This window comes from Burkholderia gladioli, assembly GCF_000959725.1.
GTDB classification, from domain to species: Bacteria; Pseudomonadota; Gammaproteobacteria; order Burkholderiales; family Burkholderiaceae; genus Burkholderia; species Burkholderia gladioli.
This window is the reverse complement of record NZ_CP009322.1, coordinates 2,010,827-2,026,812: the sequence shown is the minus strand read 5'-3', so window position 1 is coordinate 2,026,812 and position 15,986 is coordinate 2,010,827. Positions and strand designations below refer to the sequence as shown.

General features: G+C 72.1%; 15 protein-coding genes. 2 read left to right on the top strand and 13 right to left on the bottom strand.

The genetic code is table 11. From position 1 onward, the window contains the following. Nucleotides 1-297: 297 nt before the first annotated feature. A complete protein-coding gene (locus tag BM43_RS09075) occupies nucleotides 298-1,434 on the bottom strand; it encodes a glutathione-independent formaldehyde dehydrogenase (protein WP_036055804.1) in 1,137 nt (378 codons plus the stop codon). A gap of 218 nt (nucleotides 1,435-1,652) precedes the next feature. Then, the gene (locus tag BM43_RS09070) at nucleotides 1,653-2,768 is read right to left on the bottom strand and encodes a flavodoxin family protein (RefSeq protein ID WP_172535100.1); all 1,116 of its coding nucleotides are present in this window, start codon (nucleotides 2,766-2,768) and stop codon (nucleotides 1,653-1,655) included. 121 nt (nucleotides 2,769-2,889) lie between these two features. Between BM43_RS09070 and BM43_RS09065 the strand changes: the two genes are divergently transcribed. Continuing rightward, complete coding sequence (locus tag BM43_RS09065; RefSeq protein WP_036055806.1) at nucleotides 2,890-3,213, top strand: hypothetical protein; 324 nt, start codon at nucleotides 2,890-2,892, stop codon at nucleotides 3,211-3,213. 57 nt (nucleotides 3,214-3,270) lie between these two features. Here the strand turns inward: BM43_RS09065 and BM43_RS09060 are convergent, their stop codons facing one another. The 8 genes from BM43_RS09060 to BM43_RS09025 are packed head-to-tail and all read right to left on the bottom strand — an operon-like array spanning nucleotide 3,271 to nucleotide 13,307. Continuing rightward, the gene (locus BM43_RS09060) at nucleotides 3,271-4,344 is read right to left on the bottom strand and encodes a TauD/TfdA family dioxygenase (protein WP_036055807.1); all 1,074 of its coding nucleotides are present in this window, start codon (nucleotides 4,342-4,344) and stop codon (nucleotides 3,271-3,273) included. Nucleotides 4,345-4,347: 3 nt separating this feature from the next. Continuing rightward, complete coding sequence (locus BM43_RS09055) at nucleotides 4,348-5,010, bottom strand: class I SAM-dependent methyltransferase (RefSeq protein ID WP_013690740.1); 663 nt, start codon at nucleotides 5,008-5,010, stop codon at nucleotides 4,348-4,350. A 43-nt stretch (nucleotides 5,011-5,053) separates the two neighbouring features. Continuing rightward, complete coding sequence (locus BM43_RS09050) at nucleotides 5,054-6,415, bottom strand: citrate/2-methylcitrate synthase (protein ID WP_088555540.1); 1,362 nt, start codon at nucleotides 6,413-6,415, stop codon at nucleotides 5,054-5,056. Nucleotide 6,416: 1 nt separating this feature from the next. Further along, nucleotides 6,417-8,264 (bottom strand): acyl-CoA dehydrogenase family protein, encoded by a 1,848-nt coding sequence (locus BM43_RS09045; protein WP_017921938.1) that lies wholly within the window; start codon nucleotides 8,262-8,264, stop codon nucleotides 6,417-6,419. Next, entirely contained in the window at nucleotides 8,261-9,376 is a 1,116-nt protein-coding gene (locus tag BM43_RS09040; RefSeq protein WP_230676416.1) for a hypothetical protein, read from the bottom strand. Before BM43_RS09040 ends, BM43_RS09045 begins: the two co-directional genes overlap by 4 nt. Beyond that, nucleotides 9,373-10,956: an acyl-CoA ligase (AMP-forming), exosortase A system-associated gene (locus tag BM43_RS09035; RefSeq protein ID WP_036055808.1), complete on the bottom strand. Its 1,584-nt coding sequence runs from the start codon at nucleotides 10,954-10,956 to the stop codon at nucleotides 9,373-9,375. Before BM43_RS09035 ends, BM43_RS09040 begins: the two co-directional genes overlap by 4 nt. A 10-nt stretch (nucleotides 10,957-10,966) precedes the next feature. Then, entirely contained in the window at nucleotides 10,967-12,163 is a 1,197-nt protein-coding gene (locus BM43_RS09030; RefSeq protein ID WP_036033847.1) for a type III PLP-dependent enzyme domain-containing protein, read from the bottom strand. Next, complete coding sequence (locus BM43_RS09025) at nucleotides 12,153-13,307, bottom strand: beta-ketoacyl-[acyl-carrier-protein] synthase family protein (RefSeq protein ID WP_036055809.1); 1,155 nt, start codon at nucleotides 13,305-13,307, stop codon at nucleotides 12,153-12,155. The genes BM43_RS09030 and BM43_RS09025 overlap by 11 nt, the downstream gene beginning before the upstream one ends. A gap of 430 nt (nucleotides 13,308-13,737) precedes the next feature. On the opposite strand from BM43_RS09025, the gene BM43_RS09020 reads away from it, so the two are divergent. Continuing rightward, on the top strand, nucleotides 13,738-14,580 hold the full coding sequence (locus BM43_RS09020; protein ID WP_036057194.1) for a ferritin family protein: 843 nt from the start codon (nucleotides 13,738-13,740) through the stop codon (nucleotides 14,578-14,580). Between the two features lie 79 nt (nucleotides 14,581-14,659). Here BM43_RS09020 and BM43_RS09015 read toward each other — a convergent pair whose 3' ends face one another. The 3 genes from BM43_RS09015 to BM43_RS09005 all read right to left on the bottom strand — a co-directional run bounded on the left by BM43_RS09015 (nucleotide 14,660) and on the right by BM43_RS09005 (nucleotide 15,978). After that, the gene (locus BM43_RS09015; protein ID WP_013690732.1) at nucleotides 14,660-15,145 is read right to left on the bottom strand and encodes a hypothetical protein; all 486 of its coding nucleotides are present in this window, start codon (nucleotides 15,143-15,145) and stop codon (nucleotides 14,660-14,662) included. An 89-nt stretch (nucleotides 15,146-15,234) separates the two neighbouring features. Beyond that, nucleotides 15,235-15,657 carry a nuclear transport factor 2 family protein gene (locus BM43_RS09010; protein ID WP_042287084.1) on the bottom strand — a complete coding sequence of 141 codons (423 nt, stop codon included), beginning with the start codon at nucleotides 15,655-15,657 and terminating at the stop codon, nucleotides 15,235-15,237. 126 nt (nucleotides 15,658-15,783) lie between these two features. After that, nucleotides 15,784-15,978: an MbtH family protein gene (locus tag BM43_RS09005; RefSeq protein ID WP_017921608.1), complete on the bottom strand. Its 195-nt coding sequence runs from the start codon at nucleotides 15,976-15,978 to the stop codon at nucleotides 15,784-15,786. Nucleotides 15,979-15,986: the final 8 nt, after the last annotated feature.

Here is a 15,986-nt window from a genome sequence, read left to right as displayed (position 1 = left end):
GCCGGCCCGGGCGGGCGCCTCTTGCCTTGTAGCCATTCGTCGGGAGTCGCGCAGTGCCGCGCGGCCATCCACGCCTTGCCCCCGGCGGCGCGCGGTACATGTCTTGCGCGCTGCCTGGCAGGCGTGTCGAGCGCGATGGCGCTGGTCGAGCGGATCGGCTGCATCGCGCTGCTGGTGGTCGCGCTCGGGCTGTTCGTGGCGGCCGTGCGGCGTCGTTGAAACGCGGCGGCGGGCCGCTCGCCGCCTGTTTCGCGAGGAGGCGCGGCATGCCGCCATCGATGCCGCTATCGTCGCCGCCTAGGCTGCCGGCTTGAGCACCACCTTGGTCCAGCCGTCCTCGCGCGCGTCGAACTTCCGATAGCCTTCCGGCGCCTGCTCCAGTGGCAGCTCGTGCGAGATGATTCGCGAGGGCTGCACGCGGCCGGCCTGGATCAGGTCGCGCAGCTTGCGGTTGTAGGCCTTGACGTTGGCCTGCCCGGTGGCGATGCGCTGGCCCTTCATCCAGAACGGGCCGAAGTCGAAGGCCAGCTTGCCCTGCTGGGCCAGCTTGTCCGGCGAGCCCGGATCCTCGGCCACGAACACGCCCACCACGCCGATCCCGCCGGTGGGTCGCACCGCCTTGATCAACGCATTGAGCGTGGCATGCGGCACCTCGCGGCCGTGGCAACTGCACTGGTAGCCGACGCATTCGCAGCCGCGATCGGCGCCTTCGCCGCCGGTCAGCTCCAGCACGCGATCGATCGCGCCGCCGTCGCTGTCGTCGATCGGGATCGCGTCGAGCCGCTCGGCCAGCGCGAGCCGGTCGGCGTGGGTGTCGACCACCATCACCTTGGCGGCGCCGCGCAGGCGCGCCGACATCGCCGCCATCAGGCCGACCGGGCCCGCGCCGTAGATCACCACGCTGTCGCCGGGTTCGACGCCGGCCAGCATGGTGGCGTGATAGCCGGTGGGGAAGATGTCCGACAGCATCACGTAGTCGTTCTCCTTTTCCTCGGCGTCGGGCGGCAGCAGCAGGCAGTTGAAGTCGCCGAAGGGCACGCGCAGCAGCTCGGCCTGGCCGCCGCTGTAGGGGCCCATGCCGGCGAAGCCATAGGCCGCGCCGGCCATGCCGGGGTTGGCGGTCAGGCAGAAGCCGGTCAGGCCGCGCTCGCAGTTCTTGCAGAAGCCGCAGCCGATGTTGAAGGGCAGGCAGACGCGATCGCCCACCTTGACGCGCTCCACGCCCTGGCCGACCTCGATCACCACGCCGAGGTTTTCGTGGCCGAGGATGCGGCCGGCTTCCATGTCGGTGCGGCCCTCGTACATGTGCAGGTCCGATCCGCAGATATTGGTGGTGGTGATCTTCACCAGCACGTCGGTCGGTTTCTCGATCCTCGCGTCCGGCATGTTCCTGACCGTGACGTTCCTCGGTCCTTCGTAGACAAGTGCTTTCATGGTGGCTCCCGGTGACTGGATTGGGGCGCGCGGCGGTTGCCGTGGCCGGGTTTGCCTGTCATGAGGCAGCAGGCGGCGTGCCGCCGCGCGCCGCGCGTGCGCCGCGGCCCGTCGGGACGGCCGGCGCGGCGCGGAAGTGGTGAACGAGCACTCGCTACAAAGGATTGGCGAAACGGATGGGCGGCGCGGGCCGATGAAGCGGATCGACCTGCGCGGCGCTACTTGGCACGCGGCGTCGGCAATTCGGCGTCGGGCGGCGCATGACCCTGGCGCAGCCGCGCCACGTTGACCGCCACCGCCTCGGCGACGTTCGCGGTTTCCTGCCGCAGCGCCTCGTCGCGATCGAGCGCAGCGTGGCTGGTGGCATAGGGCTCGTAATAACCGATGTAGCGATCCAGGCGCGATTTCGCGCCCGATTCGACCAGGCCGGTCCAGTCCAGCCAGTCGCTCAGCGCGCGCCGCGAGGGTTCGATGCCGGCCACGTCGCCGTGCACGATCACGCCATAGGCGCGCCCGGCCAGGTGCTTCGGATAATCCCAGCCGGCCAGCTCGAGCTGCTTGGCCTCGTCGACCTGCTTGCCGTGCGTCGAGGTCGGATCGGGATTGCCGCCGTCGGCGCAGACCAGCCGGTCGATCATCAGCTTCAGCGGGCTGCTGACCTGGTACCAGTACACCGGCGTGACGAAGATCACGCCGTGGCAGGCCGCGAAGCGCGCGTAGATCTCGTTCATCCAGTCGTTCACCTGGCCCAGCGAGTGGTTCGGATAACAACTGCAGGGCCAGTGGCACAGCGGCATCGCGCTGGACACGCAGCCCTTGCAGGGATGGATGTGCAGGTCGGGATCGGAGGCGAGCCGCGACAGGTCGAGCAGGTCGACCTCGCAGCCGCGGTTTTCCAGCGTTTCGCGCAGGATGCCGCTGAGCCGGAAGCTCTTCGACATCTCGCCCGGGCAGGTGTAGTCGTTGCGCGAGGACGCGTTGACCACCAGCACGCGCGAGGGCGAGGCCGGATCGGCTTGCCGCGCCTGCGCCTGCTCGATCCGCTCGCGCGCGGCGCGCCATTCGTCCGACAGCGCGTAGCCGGGATCGACGAAACCGGGGCCGGCCGCGTGCGTGAGCGGCGACTTGCGCCCGTTCGAATAGGCGTCCCAGGCGATCGCCTCGAGCCGCGCGATGGCGGCATCCTCGCCGTGAAAGGCCGGATCGTGGAAGCGCGCGCGATAGCGTTCGCGAAACGCCTTGCGCGAGAGCATCGACTCGACCTGGCCGCGACGGACCTCGACAGGCTGCTCGCCGGGGGAGGAAGGGGATTCGGGTGGGGATGTCGGCTTCATGGCGGCTCGCGCGGTCAAGGTGGTGGCGGCTCGGGACGCAAACGCGATACCCGCGCCGCGCGCGCGGCGGAACGCGGCTTGCTGATGGAGTCGCTATCAATCCACTCGGGAGGAGAACGCCATGAACAGCCGATATCGTGCCATCCTGCGCATCGTCATCGCGGCGGGCGCGTTCGCGGCGGCCGGCGCGCCGGGCGCGGCCTCGGCCCAGAACATCGCGCCGGGCGTGCCGGGACGCCCGCAATTGTCCTCGGGTGCTTCCCAGCCGCATGGAGAAAGCCCGAACGCCGTGCATGAGACGGGCGGCGCGGTGCAGCCCGACAATCGCGCCGCCGGCCATGCCGGCGCGCATCGCGGCTCGCCCGATTCACGCGGCGCGTCCCCGCGCGGCAGCGATTCGCGCAACGGCGGCGGCGCCGGCAACGGCGACGCGCACGGTTATTGAGGCCCGCGCGCGCTTCGTGCCCCGCCAGGTCGATGACCGGCGGCCCGGCGGTGTCCCTCAATCGAACAGCATCACCTGCGTGTCGCGATGTCCGCGATACGGATTGCGCCCATGCGCGACCAGCATGTTGTCGACCAGCAGCAGGTCCCCGCGCTGCCACGGGAACGACAGTTCCTCCCGGTCCAGCGCGTCGTACACGGCGATCAGATCCTCGAAGGGCATCGCCTCGCCGTCGCCGTAGCGGATCTCGTAGGGAAACGCGGCGCGGCCGCCATAGACGCGCTGCAGGTAGCGGAAGCTGTAGGCGTTCATCGAGCGCGGGTTGGGATGCTGGGCGCTGGCCTGGTTGAACCAGACCGCCTGGCCGGTGCGCGGATGCACGCGCATCGCCGGGCCGACATGCGAGACCGTCACGCTGCCGTCGTCCAGCCAGCGCCAGCCGAGATCGCGCTCGGCGCACAGCCGCTCGACCTCGGCGCGCCCGGTGGTGCCGAAGGCGTCGTCCCAGGCGCGGTGGTATTCGCCGAACGGCGAGCTGGCGCGCACCTCCTTGTCCGCCGCCGATTCACCCGGGGCCGCGAAGTTGCGCAGGTACATCACGCCGCGCTCGGCGAAGCGCTCGCGCAGCGGCGCGGGCAGCCGCTCGGTGACGCGCCGCATGTCGCAGATCGGCGTCTCGCCGCCGGCCTCGGCCGGTTGCCGGCAGTAGAAGGCCACCAGGCGCGGGAAGACCGGCATGTAGGCCATCTCCTGGTGCAGGCCGATCTTGAACGGCGGCGGCATGCGCGTCGATTCGTAGACCTGGCCGGCGATCTGCTGGCGCGGCGCGGCGCCGGCCGTGTAGCCCTGGCGGTGGGCCGGGTAGAGCGCGCCGAAGCGGCCGAAGGCGGCCGTGTCGGGCAGCGCGAAGCCGCGCCAGAGCACCGCGCCGTGCGCGTCGAGCAGGGTGTCGACGGCCGCGCGCCGGGTCGCGTACCAGGCCGTGAAGGCCTCGGTCGAGCTGGCCAGCTCGGGGGCGAGCGGCGTCACGCACAGTGGCAGCAGCCTGCCTTCGACCAGCGGCGCGCATCGCACGGCATCCGCGCCGAGCAGGGCCGCCGCGTCAGGGATGAGGGGGGCTGGGGCGTTCATGGCTCAGGCCAGCGCCGGCTTCTTCAGCAGGATCTCGAAACCGAGCGCGCCCAGGCCGCCGGCCGGGCTGAAGAGGGTCGCGTAGGGCGTGAGGCCCGCGCTGTCCACCAGCTCGCGCGCCTCGGCCAGCGTGACCTTCTCCTCGACGTGGGTCGGCGGGTAGTTGGCGGCGGCGCGCATCTCGGTGAAGCGGTCGAGCAGATGCTGGGGCGCGTCGCGGCGCATGTCGTGCACCAGGGCGATGCCGCCCGGCTCCAGCACGCGGTACATCTCGGTCAGGCTCAGCGCCTTGTCCGGCAGGTGGTGCAGGGTGGCACGGCCGACCGCCATGGTCAGCGAGCCGTCCTCGAAGGGCAGGTCGAGCGCGTCGCCCACCCGCATCTCGATCACCGGTTCCAGGCCGAGCTCGCGGATTCGCGGCATGCCTTCCTCCAGCATCGCCGGGTCCAGGTCGACGCCGACGAAGCGCCAGCCGGCCATCGCCGGATCGGAGCCGAGCCGCACCGGCACCACGCCGGTGGCGGTGCCGATGTCGGCGATCACGCCCGGCGTCATGCCGCGCGCCAACTGGCGGATCCGGCCGATGAACATCAGGTCCCAGGGTTCGAGCGTTTCGGTGGCGAAGCGATCGTAGTCGTTCGCCGGTCTCAGGTTCTTGAGCAGCATGGATGAGCTCCCGATGGATGAGATGAGGTGAGGATTGGGGGGATTACAGCCAGCCCGCCGGCACGGCGGCCAGCAGCCGTCGCGCGGTGGCGCTGTTGACGCCGAAGGCCGGCCGCTGCCGGCGCTCGACCGCGTGCGCGCACATCGCCGCGATGCGCGCGCCGAGCCCCACGCCGACGCCCCACGAGGGCGCCTCGACGCCGAGTTCGAGCAGGGCGGTCGCGGTCAGGAAATCGATGTTCGGACGCAGCCCGCGGCGCGCGGCGGCGTGCTCGCAACTGGCGTCGAACAGGCTCAGGAAGGGGCCGCCGTCCAGGCCGAATTCGCCCAGCAGCCGGCGCAGGTGCGGCGGGCGCGGATCGGCCGTGAACAGCGGATGGCCAAAGCCGTAAAGGGTTTGGCGCGCCTCGAGGGCGGCGTCGATCGCGGCGCGCGCGGCGGCCTCCAGCGCGGCGGGCGAGCGCGGCGCGCTCACCGTGTCGGCCAGCGCCGTGAGCCATTGCATCGCCTCCAGCGCGGCGCCGACGTGCGAGGGGCCGCTGGCCATGAAGCCGGCCGCCACCGCCTGGCTCAGCGTGATGCCGGTGCCGATCGCCACGCGCGGCGCCAGCACGGTCGGCGTGATATAGCCGAAGCCGGCATGCCAGGCCACCAGCAGCGCGTCCATGGTCTGCTCGGCGCGCGCGTCGTGGCGGCGCGCGCCGGTCAGCGCCAGCATGCGGCGCGCGTGGGTCGAGCCGGCGTCGAAGGCCACCACGTCGTCGGCGCGCGCGCCGGCCGCGAAGGGGCTGCCCTCGATCGCCGCGCGCAGCAGGAAGGGCGCGGCGGCCGCGCTGCCGAGCATGGCCTCCAGGTCGGCGTCGAACGGCGAGGGCGTGGCCACGCGCGCCCAGGCGTCGTCGAGGCCGCGCAGCAGGCCGGCAGCCGCCGCGAACACCGGCGCCACGCCGGCCGCGCCCATCTCGGCGGCCACCGTCTGCGCGGCCGAGCCCGGCAGCAGCGCGCCCGACAGCTCGGCCAGACGCGCGCGCAGCGCGAGTTCGTGCCCGGCGTGGCCGGCCGCGCCGGGCTCGACGTCGAACCACAGGTGGGCCAGCGCGCCCTCGAAGCTGGTGGCGCCGATCAGCGCGTTGAGGTCCATGCCGCGCACGCGCAACGCCTCGTCGGGGGCCAGCGTCGCGCCGTCGATGTCGGTGCCGCGATGGCGCGTCACCGGGCGGCCGAACAGGTCGCGTGGCGGGCCGTCGGGCTTGCCGGCGGCCGCTGCCGCCGGCGGCGAGGTGGCCCGGGCCGTCTGGTCCGCCGCTTCGGCCCGGCCGGTCATGTTCCGCCCGGCCGGCGCCGTGCGTTCGGCACGCCCGGCGATCTCGACCGGCTCGGCCGTGCTGCTGGGGTTCGTCTCCATGTCATTCCACCTGTGCAAGTTCGTCGCCGCTGATCTCGATGGCCGCCTCGCCCATGGTCGCGATCAGCGCGGCATGCTGGTCGACCAGGGGCAGCACGTTGGCGAAGTAGTAGCGCGCGCTCTTGAGCTTGCCGCGATAGAACGCGGCCTCGGCGGCGTCCCCGGCCACCTCGGGCAGCGCCAGCCGGCGCGCGGCGATGCAGGCCGATTCCAGCAGCACCCAGGCCGAGGTGACGATGCCGAACATCTCCAGGAAGCGCGTGTAGAACTGGCTGCTGCGATGCGTGAGCCCGTCGCGCACGTCGCGGGAGATGTGGTCGAGTGCCGTGGCGATGCGCTCGGCGCCGGCGCGCAGCGCGTCGAAGCAGGGCCGCAGCTCGGCCGGCGTGTCGGCGCGGCCGCGCTGCGCGAGGAAGATCTCCAGTTCGTCGCGGTAATACTGGATCAGGCGCGACTGGCGGCCGTAGCCGAGCTTGTCGCGCACCAGGTCCTGGGCCTGGATGTAGTTGGTGCCCTCCCAGATCGACAGCACCTTGACGTCGCGCGCGCATTGCTCGACCGGGCTCGCGTCGGTGTAGCCGAGCCCGCCGTGCACCTGGATCGCGCTCTCGCAGATGCGCCAGGCCTGGTCCGAGATGAAGGCCTTGCAGATCGGCGTGAGCATCTGCTGCAGCTTGCGGCGGCGCTCGATCAGGGCCGGGTCGGCATCGGGCGCGGCCTCCAGGACCAGCGCCTGGGTGGCGGTGGCGGCCAGCTTGCCGAGCAGGCCGCGGCAGCCGTCCAGGCGGCTCTTCATGTCGATCAGCATGCGCTGCACGTCGGCATGCTCGATGATCGCCACGCGCTCGGCGCTGGTGTTCGAGGCCTGCTCGATGGGGCGGCCCTGCCGGCGCTGGCGCGCGTAGTCGACCGCGTGCAGGTAGGCGTTGGAGGCCACGCCCACGCCGAACATGCCGGTGCTCATGCGCGCCTGGTTCATCAGCGGGATCAGCTGCAGCAGGCCGACGTTGCGGCGAGCGCCCAGCAGCCAGCCGCGAGTGGCCCCGCCGCGGCCGAACACCAGGTGCGTGTTGGCGCAGCCCTTGAGCCCCATCTTGCGCGGCAGGCCGATGCATTCCACGTGGTTCGGACGCAGCTCGCCGCTGGCCTCGTCGGGCCAGAAGCGCGGCACCACGAAGCAGGACAGGGAGAAGGAATCCGGTGCCGAGGATTCGACGCGGCCCAGCACGAAGTACAGCGTGTTCTCGGTCAGCTCGTGCATGCCGGCCGAGATGAAGACCTTCTCGCCGCGCAGCGTGTAGACGTCCTGATCGAGCGGTTCGGCGCGCAGCCCGACGGCGGTCAGGTCGGTACCGGCGCGCGGCTCGGTGGCGCAGAAGCAGGCGTCCCAGCGCGAGGTCCTGAGCGGCTCGATCAGGGCCTTCTGGGCCGGTGTGCCGCTCGACTGCAGCAGCTTGATGGCCGGCCGCGAGAAGCCGCCGTAGGTCATGAAGGACGGGTTGGCCCCCATGAACATCTCGTAGAGCACCTGGGTCAGGATCGGCGGCAGGCCGCGCTCGGTGCCGAACAGGGTGCTCGACCACTCGTCGCGAAAGCGCGCCCACAGGCCGTGGAAGTCGGCGGGGATGCGCACCCGGCCGTCGGCCAGCAGCTCGCAGCCCTCGACATCCGATTGCTGGTAGCTGCGGCCCAGGTCCAGGGCGAAGTCGCGCGCGCGCTCGAGCAGCGCGTCGAGCGCGGCGCGATCGAGGCCCGCGTAGGGGCCCTCGCCGAGGAAGCGCTGCTCGGTCTCGAACAGCTCCCACAGGAAAAAGCGCAGTTCGCGCAGGCTCAGCTTGTATGCGCTCATCGCGCCTCTCCTTCGATATCGAGGGCGGCGTGCAGGCCGCCCGTCACGTCGTAGACGGCGGCCGCGGCCGCGCCGTGCAGCGCGGCGTCCCAGACCAGCACGCTGCGCCGTTCGCCCTCGTCGAGCGAGGCGGCCAGCTGGATCAGCGAGGCCGCGGAATCGGACGAGGACAGGTGGCCGGCCAGTTCGTGGCGCACCCGCGCGCCGGCCGGAATCGCGGCGGCGTCGGCGACGCGGGCCACGAAGGCCGGATCGAAACCGGGCGGCACGCACCAGTCGAGGGTGTCGGCCGGCGTGCGGGCCTGCTCGAGCGCGCGGCGGATGGCGCGCGCGGCGAGCGGGGTCAGCGCCTCGCGCAGCGCCTCGGGCGCGGCGCACCAGGGATCGGCGATCGCCGGGCCGAATTCGAGCGCCACGCCGCGCAGCTCGCCCCAGTTCGCGCCCTGGCCGCCGGCGCGGACCGGCTCGCGCGGGGCGCCCGCCTCGCGGCTTACCAGCAGGGCCGCGGCCGCGTCGCCGTAGCCGACCAGGTCGCCGAACTGCCGCACGAAGGGATGCAGCCATTTATCGCTGAGGATCACCAGCGCCTGCTCGCCCTCGTCGAGCATGCCGTCGAGCAGGTCGAGCGCGCCGTACCAGCCGAGCGTGCCGTTCTGGCCCAGCGCCAGCGGCGCGGCATCGCGCAGGCCCAGCTCGCATTGCATGCGGCCCACCACCGAGGCGCCGATCCGCTCGTCGAGCGCGCAACTGGCCACCACCACGTGGGTGCTGCGCGCCAGGCGCAGCGAGCCGAGCTGGTCGCGCAGGTCGAGCGCGGCGTCGGCGGCCAGGTCGGCCAGGCTGCGGCCCGGCGGCGCCACGTGCAGGCGCGCGCGGCCGGCCGGCGCCAGGTGGCCCGGCGCGTCGCAGGGCCGCGCGAAACGCGCCTGCGGCAGCAGCAGGTGGCGATAGCCGGGGTGCCGCTCCTGGGCCTGCACGGTGCCGAAGGCGACCGCGGCCGGCAGCACCAGCACGCCGCCCGACAGCGTCAGCGCGGGCCGCGCGGCGAGCGCCGCGGCGGGTGTCCCGCCGCGTGCCCCGTGCCGCGCGGCGTGGTGCCTCGACAGGCTCATGCGTGGGTCTCCGGGCGCGCCGCGCCGGTGAACTTGTGGCGGTGTAGCGCCTTGAGCGCGGCGCGGTCGATCTTGCCGTTCGGGTTGCGCGGCAGGGCCGGCTGCATGTCGACGATCAGCGGCGCCATGTAGGTGGGCAGCGCGGCGCGGCAGGCGCGGGCGATGTCCTCGCGGCACTGCTCGGCATCCAGGGTGGTGACGATCGATACCGCGATCGCCTCGCCCAGCGCCGGGTGCGGCACGCCGAAGGCGGCCGCCTCGCGCACGTGCGGCAGCGCGAACAGCACGTCCTCCACCTCGGTGGGGCTGACGCGGTAGCCGGAGGTCTTGATCATGTCGTCGGCGCGCGCCACGAAGTAGAGGTAGCCCTGCGCGTCGCGGCGCACGATGTCGCCCGACCACACGCCCACGCCGTGGCGCGGGATCTCGCCGTGGCGGCTGGGCAGCGGCCGGAACCGCTGCGCGGTCAGCTCCGGCTGGTTCCAGTAGCCGAGCGTGACGAAGGCGCCGCGATGCACCAGCTCGCCGGGCTCGTCGACGCCGCATTCGCTGCCGTCGGCGCGCAGCACCAGGATCTCGGCATTGGGCACCGCCTTGCCGATCGAACTCGGGCGCTGCCGCGCCTCGGCCGGCGGCAGGTAGGTCGAGCGGAACGCCTCGGTCAGCCCGTACATCAGGTAGGGCGCGGCCCGCGGGTAGAGCGCCTCCAGCCGGTTCAGCAGCGGCGTGGCCAGGTGGCCGCCGGTATTGGCGAAGCGGCGGATGCGCTGGCGCGCGGCCTCGCTCCATTCGACCGAGGCCAGCTGCATCCACAGCGGCGGCACCGCGGTGATCGAGGTGACGCCGCGCGCCTCGCAGTATTTCGGCACTTCCGAGGGGCGCAGGAAGTCGAGCGGCGCGTAGCAGGCGCCCGAGACCAGGGCGGTGGTGAGCTGGCTGAGGCCCGCGTCGAAGCTCAGCGGCAGCACGCCGAGGATCACGTCGTGCGCTTCCAGGCCCTGGTAGGCGGCCACGCTGAAGGCGCCCGACACGAGATTGCGCTGCGAGACCACCACGCCCTTGGGCTTGCCGGTGGAGCCGGAGGTGTAGAGCAGGGCGGCGGGGTCGTCGTCGACCAGCCGGCGCGCGGCGCTCGTCGTCGGCGAGTCGACGATGGCCCCGCCGGCATGGATCGCCTCGGCGAAGGCCTCCATCGGCAGCGTTCGCGAGGCCATTCGCGCGGCCAGCGCCGGCATGCGCTTGAGCCGCTCCGCGCCGGCCAGCAACAGGCTGGCGCCGCTGTCGGCGACGATGTGTTCGATCTGCGTTTCCTTCAACTGCGGATTGATCGGCACGAACAGCGCGCCGATCGCGTTGGCGGCCAGGATCGCCACCACCGTCTCGAACTGCTTGGGGCCGAGGATGGCGATCCGCTCGCCGGGCGCGGCGCCGGCCGCGAGCAGGGCGGCGGCGCCGTGCGCGACGGCCTGCGCGAGCCGGGCGTAGCTCGCCTCGCGCTTGCTGTCGGCAAAGGCCGGGTGATGCGGCCAGCGGCGCGCGCTGTCCTCGAGGATGTCGGCAAGGCTGATCAGGGCGTTCATGGGCGGCTCCTCATTCCGGATCCGTGCCGGTCGGCCGGATCTCAACGTGGGCGGGCTGGTGCGACAGGAAGTGCGTCATCGAGTAGGTGCGGTGATAGGCGCCGCAGCGCGGGAACACGGCGAGGTCGCCGGCTTGCGGCGGCGGCGCGTCGCGCCGTTCGTCGCGGCCGATCACGTCGGCGCGGCTGCAGGTGCTGCCGACGAACAGCGTGGGCACCGCGCGCGCGACGCCGGCCGGCGTGCGGCGCACCAGGATCGGGCTGGCCAGGCGGCGCATCACCAGCTCGGTCTGCGCCAGCAGGAAGCTGTGCGACAGGCCGCCATCGCAGACCGCGATGCTGCGGTCGGCCCAGTGCTTGACCGCCACCACGCGCGTGACGAACCAGCCCGCGTCGGCGAAGATCGCGCGGCCGGCCTCGTGGGTCAGCGTGTGCGCGGCGGCCAGCGGCGCCAGCGCGGCGCGATAGCCGTCGAACATCGCCTCGGGCGCCGGGGTTTCGGCGAAACCGCCGCCCAGCCCCAGCAGGGTGAGCGGCGCGCCGTTGAGGGGCGCGAGGTCGCGCGCCAGCGCGGCCAGCGCCTCGGGCAGGATGCGCAGGTCGGCGGGGCTCGCGTCCTGGCGCGCGAAGCTGTGAGGACCGGCGAACACGTGCAGGCCGGCGGCGGCGAAACCGGCGGCGGCGAGCGCGCGCACCGCCGCGGCAGCCTCGTTCGGCGTCATCCCGAAGTGGTCGTGCCAGTGTGGGCGTGCCTGCTCGCCGGCCAGCGCGCCGGCGTTCAGGCGCAGCAGGATCGCCTCGGGCGGCCTGCCGTGCGCGGCTGATTCGAGCGCCAGTGGCACGAAGCGCCTTGCCGCGTCGAGGTTGTCGAGCACGATGCGGCAGCGCGCGGCCAGGCCCGCGCGCATGAAGTCCTCGTCCATCGAGGGATTGTTCAGGTAGCGCGGCAGCTCGGTGCGCGTCTCGACCAGGGCCAGCTCGCCGCGGCTGGCCAGCTCCACGCCGTCCTCGAAGCCGCTCGCGCAGCGCGCCAGCAGGGCGGGATCGGGATTGGCCTTGAGCGACACCACCAGGCGCGTGCCGAGCCGCGCCTTCAGCGCGCGGTAGCGCGCGAGCGCCACTTGCGGGTCGTACACGTAGCAGGGCGTGCGCAGCCCGGCGAGCCAGGCATGGTCGGCATCGCGCGGCATCGATCGGTCAATCGTCATGGCGGCTCGCGGGGTGGAGGGTGAGGGCCGCGTGCGCGCCGCGGCTGGACTGCATCACGCCGATCACGTGCTGGCCCAGCGCGAGCGCGTCGAGCCCGGCATCGGCGAGATTGATCGGGAAGTCGGAGCAGCAGGCGTGGCCGCGCGCGTGGATGTTGGCCGCGAACAGGCGCTCGCGCGGCAGCCGCATCTCGCGGCACAGCGCATCCCAGCCGGGCAGGTCCACGTTGGGCGGCAGCAGCAGGGCGTAGTCGGCGAGCGGGTGCGGCTCCATCGCGACGGCCGCGTCGATCACCTCGCGCGTGACCGGCCAGCTCGGCGCGCGCGCGTGGGGGGCGAAGCCGGCGCGGTGGCGCTCGCCGAGGCGGGATTCAAAGGCCGATTCGAAGCGCGAATCGAAGCGTGAATCGAGCCGTGAATCGAGCCGTGAATCGAGCCGTGAATCGAGCCGTGAATCGAAGCTGGATTCGAAGCCCGCTTCCGGCGCGCCGTCGAAGCCGGTCTCGTAGCCGGCCGCGTCCGCGTCGCGGTAGGCGGGCGCCGAGGTGGAGAGCGCGATGCCGCCGAGCCGGTTGCGGGTGCTGTTGCGCACCAGCAGCATCGCCGCCGCGCCGTCGCATTGCACGCCGCGATCCTGCCGCATGCGCGTGTCCTCGCCGTAGGCGCGATCCGAGGACACGACCAGGGCCGCGTCGAGCTGCGCGTGGCGCCGCATCAGCGCGCGCACCGCCTCGATGCCGGTGGCGATCGACGCGCTGGCGAGCGGCGCGATCGAGCCCATCCACAGCGGCGCGATCCCGCAGTGCGCGGCCACCTCGTGGGGCAGGCTGCGCGGCGCGGGCGGCACGCTGAACGGCTGGGTATGCACGTGCACGATCGCGCCGATCTGCTTCGCACTGCTGCGCGACGTGTCGAGCAGGCGCTGCACCGCCGCGATCGCCAGCTCGGTCTCGCTGGTATCGGACGCGACGTGGAAATAGCGGCTGCCGGCGCGCGCGATGGCGGCGGCGCGCTCGGCCGGGTAGCCGTGCTCGGCGGCCCAGGCCTCGATCTCGACACGCGCGCCGGGCAGCTCGTAGGCGGCGGCGTCGATGCCGATCCGGAACGTGTCGCGGCGGCAGGCGAAGGACAGCGGTGGGCTCATGAGGGATGGCGGGCGAGGCGGGCAGGCCGGGGAACGCGGTGCGGGCACATCGTCATCGGCGTGGTTCCTCGACGCGTCGTGGCGCGGGTCGGCGCGGGTTGGTTGACGGACGCAATCATCTTGTCGAATCCGCGGGCACGCGACAAACGGAATATTTGCAGTCAATGCATGCGCCACGGGCATTCATGGCGCGGCCCGCGCGGAGCCGCCCGGCAAGGCTCGCCATCATGCGCGAGCCTCATCCATGAGGTTCGGAAAAGTCGTTTGTCAGGGGGCGCGGCCGGCGAAACAATACGTCGCGCCCGACTCGCGCGCGCCCTCATGACGGCGCCGCGCGGGGCCGATCCGCATCCGGGGCGCGTCGCCTCGACGCCGCGCCCGCGGTGCCACGCGCTCGCGCGCCAACCGTAGCCACCGAGGGGTACCGATGATGCTGTATCCGGAGCTGTATCGATCGCTCGAAGCCGTCCGCTGGGACATGGAGAAGGACATCGCGTGGGACCGCTTCGACGCCGCGCTGCTGACCGACGAGCAGGCGCGGACGATCAAGATGAACGCGATCACCGAATGGTCGGCGCTGCCGGCCACCGAGATGTTCCTGCGCGACAACCAGCACGACAGCGATTTCTCCGCCTTCATGAGCGTGTGGTTCTTCGAGGAGCAGAAGCACTCGCTGGTGCTGATCGAGTACCTGCGGCGCTTCCGGCCCGAGCTGATGCCGACCGAGGCCGAGCTGCACGCGGTGCGCTTCGTCTTCGACCCGGCGCCGCCGCTGGAGACGCTGATGCTGCACTTCTGCGGCGAGATCCGCCTGAACCATTGGTATCGCCGCGCGGCCGAGTGGCATACCGAGCCGGTGATCAAGCAGATCTACGACATCATCTCGCGCGACGAGGCGCGTCACGGCGGCGCCTACCTGCGCTACATGAAGAAGGCGCTGGTCGATTGCGGCGACGTCGCGCGCTCGGCCTTCGCCAAGATCGGCGTGCTGATGGCCTCGGCGCGCCGCACCGAGAAGCCGCTGCACCCCACCAACCTGCACGTGAACCAGTCGCTGTTCCCGCGCGACACGGTGCAGTCGCGCCTGCCCGATCCCGACTGGCTGGAGCACTGGCTCGACGAGCAGATCCGCTTCGACGGCGAGTGGGAGAAGAAGGTGGTCGACCGGATCCTGCACAACCTGTCGATCCTGTTCGAGCGCAGCTTCTCCACCGCGCAGGAGCTGAATCGCTATCGCAAGGAAGTGACCGGGCGTGCGGTGGCGCTGCCCTGAGGACGGGGCGCCGTTCGCGGCGGGCGGGGTACGCGAAGCGGCACGCCATGGCGTGCCGTTTTTCGTTTCGGCGCGCCGCTCAGGTAGCCGGAGTCAGCGAAGTATGCGGCGCGCTCAGGTAGCGCTGGCCGTAATGCAGCGTGCGTCCCCACAGCAGGCCCAGCAGCAGCACCGAGAACAGGATCGCCATGGCGCCCGGCGCGCCGCCCGAGAAGAACAGCAGCTTGCCGCCGACGCTGACCAGCACGACGATCAGCGGCACCACGCCGCCGGGCCGCTCGATCAGCCGGCGTTCGTGATCGGCGCGCACCCGGCCGGTGCCGGCCGCGTACCAGCCGGCGGCCACGCCGAGCGCCAGCGCGACGATCGCCGCCAGCATCGGGACCGCATGGCCCTCGGCGCGATGCTCGAGGTTGCCGATGCTCCAGACCGTGAACAGCGCCGGGAAGATCAGCATGCGGCTGGTGGACATGATCTTCGGTTGCAGCGCGCGGATCGCGCGCCAGACCACCAGCAGCAGGACGATCCACAGCCAGGCGGGGGTTGCTTCGTGGGAGTAGTTCATGTCGACGGGTTTCGTGTTCCAGGGTTGAACGCGAGGCCGGGGAGCGCTCGCGCGCCCGCGCCGCTCGACGCGAGGCGCGAGCCTGTCGCTCAGATGGCCTTGCGGAAGAAGAAGGTCTTGCGGCGCACGATGCGCTCGGCCTCGAACACATAGACGTCGCAGAACTGCTCGTTGAGCGGCTCGCCGCTGCGCGAGCGGCCCACGAACAGGCCGCAGGCCGCCGCCGCGCTGGCACCCGACACGAACACCGAATGCACGGTGTGCCGGCCCTCGGCGATGATGCGGATGTTCTCGTAGAAATGCGTCAGCGCCGGCAGGCCGTCGATCACCGCGTAACCGGGCCGCTCGTAGGCGACGCGCGGGTGGAAGAAGTCCGGCAGACGCGCGAAGTCGCGCGAGTCGATGGCCTCGAACATGCGCCGGATCACGCCGTCGAGCGGCTTGTCGAGGTGGATGTCCTGGCTCTCCAACTGCGTTTCCGGTCGGTCCAACAGGAAGGTGCTGCTCGTCATGGTCGATCTCCGTGCTTGGCTGGCCGTGGCCGCGCGAATCGCGATCCGGCCCGGGAATCCGACGGTGGCGCCGTCGGGCGCTGTTTCGATCGTGCTGGTGGTTGCTTGGGGGCATCCGGTGCCGGCTCAGGCGGTCTGATCGGCCCCCAGCCCGGCCCAATGCCGCTCCACGTAGTCGAGCGCCTCGCGGCGCGGGCCGGCCGGCAGCGCGACCTGCCAGCCGGCCGGCAGGTCGAGCGATTCCGGCCACAGCGAATGCTGGCCGGCGGCATTGACGAGCACCTGGTAGCGGGCGTCGTCGCGTTCGAAGAGGCTTTCCATGGCGTCTC